Below are 14,356 nucleotides of genomic sequence, written 5' to 3'. Positions count from 1 at the left end.
CGTCGGCCTCGTCGGGCGTCAGGACCGAGGTCGGCTCGTCCAGGATCAGGAAGCGACGCCCGAGATAAAGCTGTTTGAGGATCTCCAGCTTCTGACGCTCGCCGGCCGCCAGCCGCGCCACCGGCACGTTCAGCGGCACCTTGAAGGGCATGGTGTCCATGAAGGCGGTCAGGTCGCGACGCTCGCGCCGCCAGTCGATGATCTTCGGGGCGTCCTCGCGGCTGATCACCAGATTCTCCGCCGCGGTCAGCGAAGGGACCAGGGTGAAATGCTGGTAGACCATGCCGAGGCCCATGCCATGGGCGGCGCGGGGGTCGGGGACGTCGACCTCGCGGCCCCCGACCAGGACCGAGCCCTCGGTCGGCGTGTAGAACCCCATGATGCACTTCACGAGGGTGGATTTCCCCGCCCCGTTCTCGCCAAGCAGGGCGTGGAACGACCCTGGAGCCACCTTGATCGACACGTCGTCGAGCGCGGTGAAGCCGCCGAAGCGCTTGGTCATGCCGATGGTCTCGACCCCCAGCGCGCGGTCGCCGGACCCGGCCGCGCCGAAGGCCGAAAGCGGCTCCACCCGCGCGCTCACGCCAGCACCGCCACGAAATCGGCGGCGTTGGAGACGGCGCCGAACACCCCGCCCTGCATCTTGATCATCTTAACGGCTGCGGCGTGGTTGCCCTTGTCGGTGGCGCCGCAGCAGTCCTCCAGAAGCAGGCATTCGAAGCCGCGGTCGTTGGCGTCGCGCATGGTGGTGTGGACGCAGACATCGGTGGTGATGCCGGTCAGCACGAGGTTCTGGACGCCCCGGGTGCGCAGCAGCAGCTCCAGATCCGTGACGTAGAAGGACCCCTTGCCGGGCTTGTCGATGATCGGCTCGCCCGCCGCCGGGGCGAGCTCCTCGATGATCTCCCATCCCGGCTCGCCGCGGGTGAGGATGCGCCCGCAGGGCCCCATGTCGCCGATCCCCGCCCCCATCTGGCGGGACCGCCAGCGCTTGTTGGGCGGAAGGTCGGTCAGGTCGGGGCGATGGCCTTCGCGGGTATGGATCACCAGCCCGCCCCAGGCCCGCATCGCGGCGAGCACCGACTTGATCGGTTCGATGGGCGCGCGGGTGTTCGACAGGTCATAGCCCATCTTGTCGACATAGCCGCCGACGCCGCAGAAATCGGTCTGCATGTCGATGATGATCAGCGCGGTGTTCTCGGGGCGCAGATCGCCGTTCCAGGGCCAGGCGTAGGGATCGGCCGCGAGCGCGCCGGTCCGGATCTCGTCCATCGCGTTCATTCCGCCGCCTCCTGCCTGGCCTTCTCGCCGAAGACGCGCGTCGGTTCGGGGAACCCGCAGGAGGTGCCGTCGGTGACCTTCACCTCATCCTCCCAGGGCAGGCGCGCGGTCCCCGCGACCATGTCCTGCATGAAGGTGTAGGGGCAGTCCTGCGCCCCGCCCTTCACCGCGGTGAAGCCCCGATGGAAGAGCTGATAGATGTTGTTCTCCACCCCCCAGCCGGCGCGGGCCTCGCGCACCAGGTCGGGGCGGACCTGCGCGGTGATGATCTCGTCGGGGCGCCCGGTCAGCCCGTGGGCGATGACCGTGCCGTCGAAGTCGCAGATCATCCCCTCGCCCATCGAGTCGAAGGTCCCGTCCGAGCCGCACATGCACACGTTGGCCGTGATCATCAGGTTCTGGAAGGCGTTGGCCTGGTTGGTGAACCGCCACGCGTCGCGGATCGGCGCGGTGTAGCCGGCGGTGCGCAGCATGATCTCGGCGCCCTTGTAGGCGCATTCGCGCGCCATCTCGGGGAACATGCCGTCATGGCAGATGATCAGCGCCAGCTTGCAGCCCTTGGGCCCCGCGATCACCGGAACGCCGGTGTCGCCCGGCTCCCACGGCTCCACCGGGACCCAGGGGTGCATCTTGCGATAGTAGAGCTTCACCTCGCCCTGGTCGTCGATGATCAGGCCGGTGTTCCAGGGATAGCCGCCGGGGTTCCGCTCCATGATCGAGAAGCATCCCCAGATGGAATTCGCCCTACACGCGGATTTGAACGCGGCGACTTCCGGCCCGTCCATGTCGCACATGATCTCCGGGTTCACGTCCATGGAAAGGCCGTGAAGCATGTATTCGGGGAACACCACCAGATCCATGCCGGGTTGGTTCCGCCGGGCTTTTCCGACCAGTTCCACCACCCGCGCCGTCTGCCGCGCGAGGTCGTCGCGGGTGACCGTGTTGGGAAGCTGAAGCTGCACCAGTCCGATGCCGATGCCGTTGGGGGAGGGGTTGAGACCGCCGAGACCCGTCACAAGTCACCTCATGTGTTGAAGCAAGACCGGACCCGCGCCGGCGCCTCTGCGCCGCCCGGATCCGGGAAGGAGCGAATGATGACCGACCACCGCATGAGCCGCACCGCCCGCGTTCTGGGGGCGGCGACGCTGGCCGCGATGCTGCCCGCGGCGGGCCTGATCGCGCAGACCACGCAGACCAGCTATCCCGGCCCGGGCGCCACGGCCGAGCTGAAGGGCGTCGACGGCGCGCCGATGGGGACCGTGACCTTCACCCAGACCGAGGCGGGCGTGCTGATCGACGCCGACCTCTCGGGCCTGCCCGAAGGCGTGCACGGCTTCCACATCCATGAGACCGGCGCCTGCACCCCCGATTTCGCCGCGGCCGGCGGGCATTTCGTGGGCGACGGGGACGCGCATGGCTTCCGGGCCGACGACGACCCCCATGCCGGCGACATGCCCAACATCCACGTCCCCGCCTCGGGCGAGCTGCGGGTGGAGATCCTCAACGATCGCATCTCGCTCGAGGAGGCGGGGCTGCTGCAGGACGATGACGGGCCGCTCTTCGATGACGACGGCTCGGCGCTGATGATCCATTCGGGGGCGGACGACTACTACACCCAGCCCTCCGGCGACGCCGGCGACCGCATCGCCTGCGCGGTGATCGAGCCGACCGCCAACCTGCAGTGACGGGGCGCACGGGCTGAGGGGGCGTCGGGCGAGCATGTCGGTCACTTGGTGATCGACAGCTCGCCCGGCGCGCCGGTCAGCGCGCGCGTGGTCGAGGAGGTGGCGATCAGCATGCCCAGCGTCAGCACGTAGGGCGCCGCGTAAAACAGGTAATAGCCCGAGGTGACGCCGACCGATTGCAGCGCCGGGCCCAGCGCCCCCGCGCCGCCGAAGAGCATCGCCGCGAGGAAGCAGTTGATCGGGTTCCAGCGCGCGAAGATCACCAGCGCCACTGCCATGAGACCCTGGCCCGAGGATATGCCCTCGTTCCACGAGCCGGGATAGTAGAGCGAGAGATACGACCCCGCGACGCCGGCAAGCGCCCCGCCGACGGCGGTGGAGGCGATGCGGACCTGATTGGGCCGGAGCCCCATGGCGCGGGCCGCGTCGGTGGAATCCCCGACCACCCGCACGATCAGGCCGACCTTGGTCGCCCGGAACACCCACCACAGGAACACCGCCAGCGCCGCCCCGATCAGGAACAGCACGTTGACCCTGAGCGCCGCCTGCACCTGGGGGAGGTCGGACCACAGGCCGAACTCGATGGCCGGCAGGTCGGGCGCGACCGGCTGGATGTAGGGCTTGCCGAAGAAGAACGCCAAACCCATGCCGAACAGCATCAGCGCGATGCCGATGGCGATGTCGTTGACCCGCGGCAGAGAGCACATCAGCCCGTGGATCAGCCCGAAGGCCGAGCCCGCCAGCGCAGCCCCCAGCACGCCGACCCAGGCCGACCCGCTCTCGAACGCGATGGCGTAGCCGGCCATGGCGCCGAAGACGAGCGTGCCCTCGAGGCCGAGATTGATGCGCCCCGACCGCTCGGTCAGGCACTCGCCGAGGCTCACGAAAAGGAACGGGGTGGAGACCCGGATGGCGCCGCCCAGAATGGCCAGCGGCACGCCCCAGAGGCCGATATCGGTGTCGGTCATGCGTTTCTCCACCGTTCGGGCGCGAAGATCTTGAAGCGGCCGTAGAGGGTTTCCGACAGCAGGATGGCGACGAAGACGAAGCCCTCCAGCACCAGCACGGTGGCGTCGGGCAGGTCCATGCGCCGCTGGATCAGGCCCGACGACGCCTCCATGCCCCCGATCAGGATGGCGACCGGCACGATGGCGAGGCCGTTATGCCGGGCGAGGAAAGCGACGAGGATCCCCGCGTAGCCGTAGCCCGCCGCGAGGCTGCCGTTGGCCGAGCCCTGCACCGCCGACACCTCGATCATCCCGGCGAGCCCCGCGAAGGCGCCCCCCAGCGCGGTGAAGCCGATCAGCAGCCAGCCCACCGGCAGCCCCTGGATCTGGGCCGCCCGCACGTTGCCGCCGACGAGGCGCGCCGCGAACCCCCAGGTGGTCTTTTCGATCAGCACCCAGGAGACCACGCAGCAGACCACGCCGATCACGAACCCCCAGTGCACGTCCATGCCGGGGATCTCGCCGATCCTCAGCGCCTCGGGCAGCGGCGCGGTGGAGGGTTTGTTGAGGCTCGCGGGGTCGCGCAGCGGGCCTTCCACCAGGTGGTTCATCAGGGCGATGGCGATATAGGCCATCAGCAGCGAGGAGATGGTCTCGTTCACCCCGCGCTTCTGGCGCAGCGCCCCGACCGTCCCGATCCAGGCCCCGCCGACCAGCATGGCGAAGATCGCCATCGCCGGCATGGCGATGGCCCCGGGCCAGCCGGAGATCGCCGCCCCGAGCCCGCCGGCCGCGACGCCGCCGAGCACGATGGCGCCCTCCCCCCCGATGATCATCAGGCCGAGGCGCGCGGGCAGCGCCACGCAGAGCGCTGCGAACAGCAGAGGGGCCGCCCGGCTCAGCGTGTTCTGCCAGCTGAACCAGGTGCCGAAGCCGGCCTTGCAGACCAGCTCGTAGAACTGCACGGGGGATTTCCCCAGCGCCAGCAGGAACAGCCCGAAGGCCGCGAGGCCCATGACCAGCGCTCCCGCCGGGATCGCCACCGCCTCGGCCCGCCGCGCCCAGCGGGCGAGCGCGCCGGAGGCAGGGACCGCGATCATCCCCGCCGCCCCGCCTGATGCACCGCCTGACGCCGTCTGATCGGCCATGCCGAACCCCTCCGCTTGTCGGCTCAGGAGGTCGAGCCGACCACGCCCTCGACCAGGTAGTCCATGCTCTCGAGCGCCACGTCGGTTTCCAGGAAGGCCTGGCTCTCGGTCGCGATCACCCCGCCCTTGTTGTCCTTGAGCGGACCTTTGATGACCGAGAAGCCGCCCTTCTCGATGGTGGCCTTGGTCGCCTCGAACTGGGTGCGGGCGGCGTCGGACACGGCGGGGCCCAGGGGCGACATCTTGATGAAGCCGTCGGCCAGCCCGCCGCGCACGAAGTTGGGGATGGTCTCGCCGGCCAGGGTGGCGTTGGCCATGTCGGTGTAGACCTTGGCCCAGTTCCACTCGGCCCCGGTCAGATACTTCTCGGGGGCGAGCGCGGACTGGTCGGCGTGGTAGCCGCAGACGAACGCGCCGCGGCCGGCGGCGGTCTCGATCACCACTTTGGGGCCGTCCACATGGCAGGTGATCACGTCGGCGCCCTGGTCGGTCAGCGCGTTGACCGCTTCGGCCTCCTTCACCGCCAGCGACCATTCGCCGGTGAAGATCACCTGGCAGGTGATCTCGGGGTCGACCGCGCGCGCGCCGAGCAGGAACGAGTTCACGTTGAGCAGCACCTGCGGGATGGGCTTCGCCGCGACGAAGCCGATCTTCCTGGTCTTGGTGGCATGACCGGCGGCGATGCCGTTCAGATACTGGCCCATGCCGATATAGCCGAAATACGAGCCGACATTCATCGGGTGCTTGTCGGCCGACCACATGCCGCCGCAATGCTCGAAGCGCACGTCGGTGTATTTCCTGGCGATCTCGAGGATATGCGGGTCGAAATAGCCGAACGAGGTCGGGAAGATCAGCGAGGCGCCGTCGAAGTTGATCATCGACTCCATCGACTTCTGCACGTCGACCGACTCGGGCACGTTCTCCTCTTCGACCACGGTGAGGCCGGCGATGCCCTTGAGCGCCGCCGCGCCCTCGGCATGGGCCTGGTTGTAGCCGTAGTCGTCCTTGGGCCCGACATAGATGAAGCCGACGGTGGTGTCGGCGGCCAGCGCCCGGCCGGCGCCGAGCCCGGTCAGCGCCATGGCGCCGCCCAGCGCCGCGCTGGTCTTCAGGAAGCCCCGGCGGGAGGGGGTTCGGAAATCGCTCATCGATCGCTCCTCGTTGTTCTGCGGCGTGTCGGACATCGCCCGCGGCGCTCCGGCGGGGCGGCGCGCTTGCGCGCCGCGCATCGCCGGCGCCCTCGTCCGCCTCGGCGCAGTCTCACAGCAACCGAGCGGCAATGTAATCTGCTAGTTTCGCATCAGAGCGCTGCATAAAATGCAGCACATCGTCGCGAGCCCCGGCGCCGACGCGGCGCGACCCAGCGCCGCCCAAAATTCAGGCGCGGCGCCGAAAATCTGCTTATTTTCCGAATGATTTCGCGGCGGTCGCGCGTCGTTGCGCCGATTTTCGTCGATTCACTTGCAAAACGGCACGATTCGGGGGTGAATCCGCTGGCCGTCAGCGTTGACGGCGCGATCTTGGTCCAACGGCGGACCAGCTTTCCACTCAGCCAGGCGCAACGCGCAGGCCCGTGACCGGGTCCTGCCGCCCCGCGCCAAGCTCGGGAGCGTCACGCCTTGGACGGAACCTCCGTCGACATCCTTGTTCACGACGACCTCGCCGCCGCCGCGACCGGCGCGCGGGTCGATGTCGTGGTGATCGGCGGCGGACCGACCGGGTTTCGCGCAGCGCGGGAGCTCTCTCGCCGCGGCCGCTCCGTGGCGCTGCTGAATGCCGAAAGCTGGGCCCCTTACAACCGGGTGAAGCTGACCCCTCTGCTCGCCGGCGAGGTCCAGTTCGGCCAGGTGACCCAACCCCGCGACCCGGTGGGCGACGGCCGGGCGCATCATTACGCCGGCGTCCGCGCGGTGGGGATCGACGCGGATGCGCGGCTGGTCGAGACCGCTTCGGGGCGGTTCTTCGCCTATCGCGACCTGGTGATCTGCACCGGCTCCCGCGCCTTCGTGCCCCGAATCCCCGGCATCGGCGCCCGCAACGTCTTCACCTTTCGCCATGCCGACGATGCGGCCGCGCTGAAGGCCCGCACCCTCTCGGCCCGCCATGTCGCGGTGATCGGCGGCGGGCTTCTGGGGCTGGAGGCGGCGCGGGGCATGGCGGCCCATGGCGCCAGGGTGCGGGTGATCGAGCATGAGGCCCGCCTGATGCCTCGCCAGCTCGACGACGAGGCCTCGGCCCTGCTCGCCGCGCGGATCGAGGCGCTGGGCATCCGCGTCTCGGTCGGCGTGCGGGTGGAGGAGGCGCTGGCCCCCGCCGGCGCCGTCACCGGACTGCGGCTTTCGACCGGCGAGATCGCGCTCGTCGACACGGTCGTGGTCTGCGCCGGGGTGCGGGCGGAGACGGGGCTGGCGGCGAAGGCCGGGCTCGCCGTGCATCGCGCCATCCGGGTCGACGGGGCGATGCGCACCTCCCTCCCCCATATCTGGGCCGCGGGCGAATGCGCGGAGATCGACGGTCGGGTCGAGGGCCTGGTCGGCCCCTGCCTCGATCAGGCCGAGACCGCGGCCCGCGCCATCTGCGGCGAGGCCGCCGAATTCCGCCGCGCCGCCCCCGCCACCCGCCTGAAGGTGATCGGGGTCGAGGTGTTCTCCATCGGCGACGTCGAGGCGCTGGCCGAGACGCCTGGCGTGCGCGCCTACGCCTGGCGGGACGGCGCGGGGTTGTACCGCCGGGTGTTCGTTTCCCGCGGACGGCTCGCGGGGGCCATCGCCATCGGGCCGTGGCCGGAGATGAACCGCGTGCAGCAGGCCGTCGCCGCCGGGCTGACCGCCCTGCCCCTGCCGCTGACCGCGCCTTTGCGCTTCCGCCGCTCCGGCGCGCTGTGGCCGGCCGTGGCCCCGGCGTCGGCCGCCGACTGGCCCGACACCGCGACGGTGTGCAACTGCACCGGCGTCACCCGCGGGCGGCTCGGCGACGCCATCGCGGGCGGCGCCCTCACCCTCGACGCCCTGCGGTTCGAGACCGGGGCCTGCACCGTCTGCGGGACCTGCGAGCTGCTGCTGGACGAGATCCTCGCAGGCGGGACCGCCGCCGCCAAACCCGTGCGCTGGTGGCGCCCGTTGCTGGCGCTGTCGGGGGCGGGGGCGATGATCGCAGCGGTCACCCTCGCCGCCCCGCCGGTCCCGCTGCCGGACGCCTTCGCGCTGCGGGACGGATTGGAAAGTCTGTGGTTCGATTCCATCGTCAAGCAGTGGACCGGCTACGGCCTGCTCGGCGTCACGCTCGCCGCCATGGCGCTTGGCCTGCGCAAGCGAATCCGCCCGGCGCGGCGATTGGGGGGCTATGACGGGTGGCGGGCGGTTCACCTCGGCCTCGGCGGGGTCGCGGGGCTGGTGCTGTTCGCCCATACCGGCTTCCGCTTCGGCGACAATCTCAACGCGGCGCTGATGGGGGTGTTCGTCGCCGTGCTGGCGCTCGGCGCCATCGCGGGGCTGGCCACGGGGGGCGAGCACAAGCTGCGCGCCCGGGGGCTCGGGTCCGCCGCCCACCCGCCGCGCAAGGCCCCGACCTGGCTGCATATTCTGGCGCTCTGGCCCCTGCCCGCCCTGATCGGCGCGCATGTGCTCGCCGCCTACGCGTGGTGAGGGGACCGATGCGCACGCCGCTCCTCTGGCTTTTATGGGTGGTCCTCACGCTGGTCTCCGCGGCGGCGGTGGCGGGGGCGGTGTTCCTCGGCGGCGACCGCACCGCGTTCCTGCCGGGCCACACCACCGGCGTGCACCACCAGATCGAAACCGCTTGCGAAAGCTGCCACGGCGCCGAGCCGCTCGCGGCCACCAAGGACGCGAAGAAGGCGCTGAACGAGAGCTGCCGCGGCTGCCATGACGCGGAGCTGAAAGTCTCCGACGACAGCCACCCGCGCAAGAAATTCCGTGACCCGCGCATGGCGGATTACTGGGCCAGGCTCGACGCCCGCGACTGCACCACCTGCCATATCGAGCACAAGCCCGAGCTGACCCGCCCCGGCGCCGTCACCCTCGCCATGGATTTTTGTCAGGCCTGCCATGCGGAGGGCGAGCAGAATGTTCGGAAGACCCGCGCCTCTCATGCCGGGCTTGGGTTCGAGACCTGCGCCTCGGCCGGATGCCATAATTTCCACGACAACCGTGCGCTTTACGAGGATTTCCTGGTCAAGCACGCGGACGAGCCCTGGCTCTCGCCCCACCCGGTTCTGGAAGGCGTCGCCGCCCTGCGCCCCCGCGGCGCGGGCTTTGCGAAGGCCCCGGGCGAGGCGCTGACCCTCGCGCTCGCCGACGCCCCGCGCCCGGTGCTGACCCGCTTCGCCGAGGCCGAAGCCGCTGAATGGGCCGCCTCGATGCATGCCGAAACCGGGGTGAACTGCGCCGATTGCCACGCGCCGAAGGCCGCGAAGACCGCCGACCCGGCGGAGATCGCGGCGGAATGGACCGACGCCCCCGACCTCAATGCCTGCGGCAAGTGCCACCGCGCCCAGTCCCAGACCTTCACGGAGGGCCGCCACGGCATGGCCTTCAACAAGGGGATTTCAAAGCCGCGCAGCCTTGAAAAACGCTTCAAGGCGCTGGGGCTGAAGGGGTTGGAGGAGGATCTGCCGGCCGCGATCCTCGCCCTGCTCGACGACGCCGAACCCGCCCCCGCCATGACCGTCGCCGCCGCCCGCCTGCCGATGAAACCCGAGGCCGCACACAAGGCGCTCGGCTGCGGATCCTGCCACGACGCCCACGCCCCCGACCGCCGCCCGGCGCGGGTCGAGGCCTGCGCGTCCTGCCACGACGACGACCATAGCCGCGCCTATTTCGGCTCCGAACACCACGCGGCCTGGCTGCGCGAGATCGAAGGCCTCGCCGCGCCCGGGACCGGCGTCGGCTGCTCGGATTGCCACATGCCGGTGATCGAGGATGCGTCGGGGCGCCCCTTCACCACCCACAACCAGAACGCCTACCTGCGGCCGAACGAAAAAATGATCCGTCCGGTCTGCATGAACTGCCACGGGCTCGGCTTCGCCATCGACGCGCTCGCCGACCCCGCGCTCACCACCAGCAATTTCAAGGATCGTCCGTCCGTCCATGTCGAAAGCATCGACTGGGCGGTGCGGCGGGTGACGACGGGAGAGGCGGCACGGCCATGACGCTCCCCCGCCGTCGAGATGCAACCGAAGTCGCAAGGAGGGCATATTTCATGCGCGCGAGAAAAATCAAATGGCTCGGGGCGGTCATGACCGTCGCCATCGGCGTCCCGGCGCTGGCCGACGGGATCCCGCCCAGGGACGTGGCCGACATGCTGCATGCGGTGATGAATTCGGACCGCACAGTCTACACGAAGATGGTCGTCGGCCGGCTCGCCAACAAGGAAGGCGTCATCAAGGCCTCCGAGCATTTCGAGGACGAGAAGGCCCTGCCGCTGCCCGCCCAGATGTTCCGCTTCGGGGCCGAGGGCGTGGCCGACAAGACCGACGCCTTCTCCTACTCGCTGCTCTCGCTCTGGCCGGTGAACAAGCAGAACGCGCCCAAGACGGATGCGGAGAAGGAGGGGCTGGAATACGTGGCCGAGAACCTCGGCGAGAACTGGTACGGCGAGGAGGCGCTGGGCGGACAGACCTATTTCACCGCCGTCTACGCCGACACCGGCGTCGCCGAGGCCTGCGTCAGCTGCCACAACGACCACAAGGACAGCCCGAAGACCGACTTCCAGCTGGGCGACGTGATGGGCGGCGTGGTGATCCGCATCCCCATCGACGGCTGAGACCCGGACCCGACCGACCTCCTTCCCGGGACTGCGCCGGCCCCGCCCCGATCCCGGGCGGGGTCGGACGCGGCCCGGCGCCGTCCACGATCCGTAAACCAAACCACCCCATTCAGGCGCAGGCGGACGCGCAGCCGCTCCGCCGCCAAACCAGGGAGACGACGACCATGACCCCCGAAAAGGTCGCGCTGGTCCAGACCAGCTTCAGGAAGGTGGTCCCGATCGCGGACACCGCCGCCGACATCTTCTACGACCGGCTGTTCGAGACCGCGCCGCAGGTGCGCGCGCTCTTCCCCGAGCAGATGGGCGACCAGAAGAAGAAGCTGATGCAGATGCTGGCCGTCGCGGTCAACAACCTGCACCAGGTCGAGACGATCGTGCCTGCGGTGCAGGATCTGGGCCGCCGCCACGTGGCCTACGGCGTCGCCGACTCGCACTACGACGCGGTCGGCGGCGCGCTGCTGTTCACGCTGGAAAAGGGGCTGGGAGACGACTGGACCCCCGAGGTGGCCGCGGCCTGGACCGAAACCTACGGGCTGGTCGCCGGCGTGATGAAGGACGCCGCGGCCGAGGTTCCGGTGGAGCCGGAGGCGAAGAAGAGCTTCCTCGGCCGGCTTTTCGGGTCCTGAGAGACGACCTGACCGCGAAAAGCGACCCGACGCTGCGGGCCGGAGGGCGCATTCGGCGCGCTCCGCCCCGCGGCGGACCGATCGGCGCATTGATCCGCCGCCCGTCCTCGGGCGATAAGGGCGCGAGGAACAGATCAGGACCAAAAGCCCCATGGCAGACCGCGCCCCCAAGCCCGACGCGAATTCGGGCCTGAGCCCCGACAATGCCACCGCCGATGCGAAAGCCGATGCCGCCGCCGATGCCGACCTCTTCGCCGGTCAGGCGGCGTCCGAAGTCTATGACGCCTCCTCCATCGAGGTGCTGGAGGGGCTGGAGCCCGTGCGCAAGCGGCCCGGCATGTATGTGGGCGGCACGGACGAGCGCGCGCTCCATCACCTGGTGGCCGAGGTCCTGGACAACTCGATGGACGAGGCGGTGGCCGGCCACGCCAACCGCATCGAGATGGAGCTGAACGCCGACGGCTCCTGCACCATCCGCGACAACGGCCGCGGCATCCCCGTCGATCCGCATCCCCGCTTCCCGACCAAGTCCGCGCTGGAGGTGATCCTGTGCACCCTGCACGCGGGGGGCAAGTTCTCCGGCAAGGCCTATCAGACCTCCGGCGGCCTGCACGGGGTCGGCATTTCGGTGGTCAACGCGCTGTCGGACGTGATGGTGGTCGAGGTTGCGCGCAACAAGATCCTGTGGCGGCAGAGCTTTTCGCGCGGCATCCCCCAGGGCAGGATCGAGGAGGTCGGCGCAGCCCCCAACCGCCGCGGGACCACCGTCACCTTCCACCCGGACGCCGAGATCTTCGGACCGCGGCTGGCGCTGAAGCCGGCGCGCCTGATGCGCATGGCGCGCTCGAAGGCCTATCTCTACTCCGGCGTCGAGATCCGCTGGAAATGCGCGCCCTCCCTGATCGTCTCCGGCGACGACACGCCGGCCGAGGCGACGTTCCGCTTCCCCGGCGGCCTCGCCGATTTCCTGGCGGTCAGCCTCGAGGACGCGCCCACCTGCTCGCCCGAGCCCTTCGCGGGCAAGGTGCAGTTCGCCGAGAAATTCGGCGCGGACACGCCCGGATCGGTCGAATGGGCGATCAACTGGACCATGGCGCGGGACGGGTTCGTCTCCTCCTACTGCAACACCGTGCCGACGCCGGAGGGGGGCACGCATGAATCCGGCTTCTGGGCCGCGCTGCTCAAGGGCCTGAAAAGCCATGCGGAACGGGTGGGCGTGAAGAAGGCCGCCCAGCTTCTGACCCGCGAGGACATCCAGGGCGCGGCCTGCGCGATGATCTCGATCTTCATCCGCGACCCAGAATTCGTCGGCCAGACCAAGGACCGCCTCGCCACCGCCGAGGCCGCGCGCCTCGCCGAAGCCGCGATCCGCGACCCGATCGACACCTGGCTCGCCGCCGACCCCAAGCGGGCGGGCGGCATCCTCGATTTCGTCATGCTGCGCGCCGAGGAGCGGGTGAAGCGGCGGGCGGAGAAGGAGACACAGCGCAAGTCGGCGGTGAAGAAGCTGCGCCTGCCCGGCAAGCTTTCGGACTGCTCCGACAATTCCAAGGAAGGCTCCGAGATCTTCCTGGTGGAGGGCGACTCGGCGGGCGGCTCGGCCAAGCAGGCCCGCAACCGGCGCACGCAGGCCGTGCTGCCGCTGCGCGGCAAGATCCTCAACGTCGCCAACGCCAGCGTCGAAAAACTGGCGCAGAACCAGGAATTGCAGGACCTGTGCCAGGCGCTCGGCGTCCAGGGCGGTTCGCGCTTCAACCTCGACGATCTGCGCTACGAGCGGGTCATCATCATGACCGACGCCGACGTGGACGGCGCCCATATCGCCTCGCTGCTGATGACGTTCTTCTTCCGCCAGATGCGGCCGCTGGTGGAATCGGGGCGCCTGTTCCTCGCCGCCCCGCCGCTCTACCGCATCACGCAAGGGACCAAGACGCTCTACGCCCGCGACGACGCCGACCGCGAGCGGCTGATGGAGACGGAGTTCAAGGGCCGCGGCAAGATCGACATCGGGCGCTTCAAGGGCCTGGGCGAGATGATGCCGCGCCAGCTCAAGGAGACCACGATGGATCCCGGTTCCCGGACCCTGATCCGGGTGATGATCGCCGAGGACGAGCCGGGGGAGGACGGCGAGACCGGGCGCCTGGTCGAACGCCTGATGGGCCGCAAGGCCGAGCTGCGCTTCCAGTTCATCCAGGAGAACGCGCGCTTCGCGGAAGACCTCGATGTCTGAGCGACGGGGGCGGATCGCGCTCTCCGCCGTTTGCCTCGCCGCCGGCCTGCTGGCCTTCGGCTGCAAGGAAAAGCCACGGGATTCGGTGGTGGTGTCGTCGGTGCATCTGGAACCGAGCTATTCGCCCGAGATGCTGCGCCCCGGGCGGCTGGCGGTGGAGGCGCATAACGGCCCCTTCCCCGGCATCGACGCCGCCGGCGCCGCGGCGCTGGTGACGCTGCCCGCCGCGCTGCCCCAGGGGCTCGACATGCCGCCTGTGGCGCCGGGAGGCTGGGCGCGGGCGGAGCATGGGCGGCTTCTGCGCATCGCGGTGCTGTTCAACCCGGCCCAGCCGATCACCGCCGACGCGCTCTGCGACGCGCGGGAGACCTTGACCGGCGGCGAGGGGCGGCCGCAGGGTTTCGTCGCGGCGATGGCGCTCTGCCTGCGCGGAGAGGCCATCGCGGAAGGGCGGGTCGTGGCCGACGCCGCCGACCCGCCCACGCCGGCCTTCGTGCGCGACGCGCTGCGTAAGCTGCTGGCGGACATGCTGGGGACGAATGAGAATGACTGACATGATGACCATGACCACGGCCGCCGCCGGGGCGTACGCCCGGCCGACCCGTGCCCGCCGCGCCGGGCGCCGGCTGCGCGGCGCGGGCGTCGCGCTGGCGCT

General features: G+C 70.0%; 13 protein-coding genes. 7 read left to right on the top strand and 6 right to left on the bottom strand.

Annotation, left to right across the window (positions count from 1 at the left end; genetic code table 11):
- From ACTB72_RS15855 to ACTB72_RS15845, 3 genes are all read right to left on the bottom strand, one after another.
- The coding region (locus ACTB72_RS15855; RefSeq protein WP_463037975.1) for an ATP-binding cassette domain-containing protein at nt 1-583 on the bottom strand (583 nt) is incomplete at its 3' end.
- The gene (biuH, locus tag ACTB72_RS15850; RefSeq protein ID WP_463037974.1) at nt 580-1,281 is read right to left on the bottom strand and encodes a biuret amidohydrolase; all 702 of its coding nucleotides are present in this window, start codon (nt 1,279-1,281) and stop codon (nt 580-582) included. The genes ACTB72_RS15855 and biuH, both read right to left, overlap by 4 nt.
- On the bottom strand, nt 1,278-2,297 hold the full coding sequence (locus tag ACTB72_RS15845) for a formamidase (RefSeq protein WP_463037973.1): 1,020 nt from the start codon (nt 2,295-2,297) through the stop codon (nt 1,278-1,280). The genes biuH and ACTB72_RS15845 overlap by 4 nt, the downstream gene beginning before the upstream one ends.
- A gap of 78 nt (nt 2,298-2,375) precedes the next feature.
- Here ACTB72_RS15845 and ACTB72_RS15840 point away from each other — a divergent pair, with 78 nt between their 5' ends.
- On the top strand, nt 2,376-2,966 hold the full coding sequence (locus ACTB72_RS15840) for a superoxide dismutase family protein (RefSeq protein WP_463037972.1): 591 nt from the start codon (nt 2,376-2,378) through the stop codon (nt 2,964-2,966).
- Nucleotides 2,967-3,007: 41 nt separating this feature from the next.
- Here the strand turns inward: ACTB72_RS15840 and ACTB72_RS15835 are convergent, their stop codons facing one another.
- From ACTB72_RS15835 to ACTB72_RS15825, 3 genes are read right to left on the bottom strand one after another with little or no spacing between them, the layout of a single operon-like run.
- Entirely contained in the window at nt 3,008-3,934 is a 927-nt protein-coding gene (locus ACTB72_RS15835; RefSeq protein ID WP_463037971.1) for an ABC transporter permease, read from the bottom strand.
- Entirely contained in the window at nt 3,931-5,061 is a 1,131-nt protein-coding gene (locus ACTB72_RS15830) for an ABC transporter permease (RefSeq protein ID WP_463037970.1), read from the bottom strand. Before ACTB72_RS15830 ends, ACTB72_RS15835 begins: the two co-directional genes overlap by 4 nt.
- Before the next feature lie 23 nt (nt 5,062-5,084).
- The gene (locus tag ACTB72_RS15825; RefSeq protein WP_463037969.1) at nt 5,085-6,209 is read right to left on the bottom strand and encodes a BMP family ABC transporter substrate-binding protein; all 1,125 of its coding nucleotides are present in this window, start codon (nt 6,207-6,209) and stop codon (nt 5,085-5,087) included.
- Nucleotides 6,210-6,680: 471 nt separating this feature from the next.
- On the opposite strand from ACTB72_RS15825, the gene ACTB72_RS15820 reads away from it, so the two are divergent.
- From ACTB72_RS15820 to ACTB72_RS15795, 6 genes are all read left to right on the top strand, one after another.
- On the top strand, nt 6,681-8,705 hold the full coding sequence (locus ACTB72_RS15820) for an FAD-dependent oxidoreductase (protein WP_463037968.1): 2,025 nt from the start codon (nt 6,681-6,683) through the stop codon (nt 8,703-8,705).
- 8 nt (nt 8,706-8,713) lie between these two features.
- Nucleotides 8,714-10,228: an ammonia-forming cytochrome c nitrite reductase subunit c552 gene (locus ACTB72_RS15815; protein ID WP_463037967.1), complete on the top strand. Its 1,515-nt coding sequence runs from the start codon at nt 8,714-8,716 to the stop codon at nt 10,226-10,228.
- A gap of 50 nt (nt 10,229-10,278) precedes the next feature.
- Complete coding sequence (locus ACTB72_RS15810) at nt 10,279-10,842, top strand: Tll0287-like domain-containing protein (protein ID WP_463037966.1); 564 nt, start codon at nt 10,279-10,281, stop codon at nt 10,840-10,842.
- Nucleotides 10,843-11,009: 167 nt separating this feature from the next.
- Nucleotides 11,010-11,471 (top strand): globin family protein, encoded by a 462-nt coding sequence (locus tag ACTB72_RS15805; RefSeq protein WP_463037965.1) that lies wholly within the window; start codon nt 11,010-11,012, stop codon nt 11,469-11,471.
- Nucleotides 11,472-11,622: 151 nt separating this feature from the next.
- Complete coding sequence (gene parE, locus ACTB72_RS15800; protein WP_463037964.1) at nt 11,623-13,701, top strand: DNA topoisomerase IV subunit B; 2,079 nt, start codon at nt 11,623-11,625, stop codon at nt 13,699-13,701.
- Nucleotides 13,694-14,254: a hypothetical protein gene (locus ACTB72_RS15795; protein WP_463037963.1), complete on the top strand. Its 561-nt coding sequence runs from the start codon at nt 13,694-13,696 to the stop codon at nt 14,252-14,254. The genes parE and ACTB72_RS15795 overlap by 8 nt, the downstream gene beginning before the upstream one ends.
- Nucleotides 14,255-14,356: the final 102 nt, after the last annotated feature.

It is taken from the genome of Albimonas sp. (assembly GCF_055129145.1).
Note: the sequence above shows the minus strand (reverse complement) of the source record. Positions and strands in the feature narration are given on the sequence as shown.

Excerpts from the sequence above, each read along its gene's own strand:
- ACTB72_RS15840 (WP_463037972.1), top strand. The coding sequence starts at position 2,376 with ATGACCGACCACCGCATGAGCCGCACCGCCCGCGTTCTGGGGGCGGCG.
- ACTB72_RS15805 (WP_463037965.1), top strand. The coding sequence starts at position 11,010 with ATGACCCCCGAAAAGGTCGCGCTGGTCCAGACCAGCTTCAGGAAGGTG.
- ACTB72_RS15810 (WP_463037966.1), top strand. The coding sequence starts at position 10,279 with ATGCGCGCGAGAAAAATCAAATGGCTCGGGGCGGTCATGACCGTCGCC.
- ACTB72_RS15830 (WP_463037970.1), bottom strand. The coding sequence starts at position 5,061 with ATGGCCGATCAGACGGCGTCAGGCGGTGCATCAGGCGGGGCGGCGGGG.
- parE (WP_463037964.1), top strand. The coding sequence starts at position 11,623 with ATGGCAGACCGCGCCCCCAAGCCCGACGCGAATTCGGGCCTGAGCCCC.
- ACTB72_RS15795 (WP_463037963.1), top strand. The coding sequence starts at position 13,694 with ATGTCTGAGCGACGGGGGCGGATCGCGCTCTCCGCCGTTTGCCTCGCC.
- ACTB72_RS15815 (WP_463037967.1), top strand. The coding sequence starts at position 8,714 with ATGCGCACGCCGCTCCTCTGGCTTTTATGGGTGGTCCTCACGCTGGTC.
- biuH (WP_463037974.1), bottom strand. The coding sequence starts at position 1,281 with ATGAACGCGATGGACGAGATCCGGACCGGCGCGCTCGCGGCCGATCCC.
- ACTB72_RS15825 (WP_463037969.1), bottom strand. The coding sequence starts at position 6,209 with ATGAGCGATTTCCGAACCCCCTCCCGCCGGGGCTTCCTGAAGACCAGC.
- ACTB72_RS15835 (WP_463037971.1), bottom strand. The coding sequence starts at position 3,934 with ATGACCGACACCGATATCGGCCTCTGGGGCGTGCCGCTGGCCATTCTG.